This is a genomic window from Corallococcus llansteffanensis (genome assembly GCF_003612055.1).
In the GTDB taxonomy this organism is placed as follows: domain Bacteria; phylum Myxococcota; class Myxococcia; order Myxococcales; family Myxococcaceae; genus Corallococcus; species Corallococcus llansteffanensis.
The window spans coordinates 1-2,202 of record NZ_RAWB01000921.1; the positions used below are offsets into that span (position 1 = coordinate 1).

General features: G+C 66.0%; 1 protein-coding gene. It reads right to left on the bottom strand.

Annotation, left to right across the window (positions count from 1 at the left end):
• Nucleotides 1–53: 53 nt before the first annotated feature.
• Nucleotides 54–2,202 (bottom strand): hypothetical protein (locus tag D7V93_RS45585; RefSeq protein WP_158623979.1); only part of this gene is annotated, 2,149 nt, incomplete at its 5' end.

Genomic DNA, 2,202 nt, shown 5'->3' on the forward strand with positions numbered 1-2,202 from the left:
GGGCCATAGGGGGCCAATGCTATCCGCGCCTTTCAATGGGGGAGTGGCGGCCGTCACTGACCCACGGGGATTTTGTAGATGCGCGTGCCCCACCTCCGAATAATCTCCCCCGTTTTCATGAGCAGGGTGGCTCCCGTGTCCTGACAACTGCACCCTCCAGGGCCGACAACAGGGGTCTTGCCCGCGCAGTCCAGTGCGCCGCAGCTCGTGGCGAAGATGCGGGCGGAGTCCAGCGATGAATCGCCGCCACACACGCACCTGCCTGAAACCAGCTTGGGAGGCGTTCCGTCCATGCAGCGCACCAGCATGCAATTGGGTGCGAGCGAGATGGGTGCTGTCGCCGGGAACGAACAGCCGGCGAACCCAGCGGCGGAATCCTCGAGCGGTGAAGGATCCACGGGCTGGGGAACGCGCGGAGTCCGTTCCTTCGGCATGCACTTCAAGAATTGCTTCATGCGCAGGGATACCGCCGTGCACCGTGAAGCGCAGTCGGTGTCCGCGCCACAGAGCTTCTCGCAGCCAGGGTCGCCTGCCTTCTTGCAGGCCGTGGCCCAGGTGATTCCAGAGGCCATCATCCAGGAGTGGTGCTCACCCCCATTGTCGCTCTGCTTCAGGCCCAGGCGCCCGAAGACAACATGCAGTGCTTCGTGCATGAGGATGTTGCCCAGGCTGCCCGAGGCGGAGGGGTCTGATGACTTCGCGAAGTCGTAGTCAATGACGATTTGGACGTAGTCGGTGTAACCCACCGCGAGAACACCGCCCGCCTTGATTCCTCGGGCGTCCCCGTCTGAGACGACATGCACCGGAGTGCTTCCAGAGCGGAGGCTGGCGGCAACGCCCACCATGATGTTCCTGACTCGCTCGTCCGGCTGTCCGGTCCCCTGGAGGGTCTCGATGACCTTGTTCTGGATGACAGGATCCTCGAGGTTGCGCGCGACCTCCTCCTTCGCTTTCTTCACGTCGCTGTCGTTGTCATGCGCTGTCGGGGCCGATGCGGGACCCGGCGAGGTGCTGGCACCGCTTGCCGTCGTGCAGAGGTCTCCCGTGGGAACGCTCGGCTGCGCGCCACTCATCAGCTCTCCGACGCCGGATGAGGCCGTCACGGACTCCCTGATGCAACTGAAGCTGCTGGAGGCACTCCGGTCCACCACGCAGTCGAGTCGAGGCCGACCTCCATTCAGCACGGCCGCGGGTGTGCCCCCGGCAGCCCCCGGACCGCCGCGCGCGCAGCCCAGCGTGAGGGCAACGTCATTGACGGAGATGCCATAGGGCGTGAGCCCCTCGCTGGCGTAGTTCAGCAGTCCGCGTGGCAGCCGAGCTCCGTTGGCACCCCTCGCGACCGCCGAGGCCGCGCAGACGCCCTTGCGGCACGAGTATGCCCCCAACGCGTCCAGCCCTCCCTCTACTGCCTCCACCAGTCCACAGTCCCCCAGCCCGATGGCGAGTGGGTCCGTGACGGCGCGGAGGAGGGCATGGCCGGAGACACACCCTGTCTTGGCGCTCAGCTCGCAGAAGCTCCGAACTCCGGAGAGGTCCCAGGAGACCGCCGCCGGCAACCACACCCCGTAGGTCTGCACCGCGCTTCCCGGCATGCTGAAGACCGCTGCGTAGTCGCTGAACATGCGCAGCACGTGGCGCATGAGCGCGTTGTTGCCGGCGTGTTTGGTCGCGTCCAATTGAATCAGCACGAGGGGAACGACAATCCCGGCGGCCATCCTCCGCTCGTGGGTTGGCAGTGCCTCGATGTGCCCCAGCGCCCGCGCGAAAGCGGTATTCAAGCGGAGGGCTTCACGCGCGGACATGCAGCGGAGCGAGGCATTGAGCAGGAACGCCCCCTTGGCGGTCAGGGCTGGCTTCGATGTCGCGATTCCCTTCAGGTAGAGCAAGACGCCTTCGTGGTGAGCGGACTTCGATGGACAGGCGCGCTCGTCCAGCCCCGGCGGGCGCGCGGCCTCTGGAGGCATCTGCTCCAGCAGCGTGACGACTGCCTTCATCAAGCCACGCTCGATGGAGTTTCCTTTCTGGCTGGCGGTGAGTGCGCGTTCTTTCGCGAGCCTGAACGCCCCATCTGCAGTGGTCACCCCGGCGACCGCTGCGGTCGGGGGTGGCTGGCCGCGGTCTTCATGGTGGCGGAGTGCTACCTGCGCGGAATGCTCGACCGCGAGCCAGAGCTGTCGAGCCTTCTGCAACAACTCCTCCGGG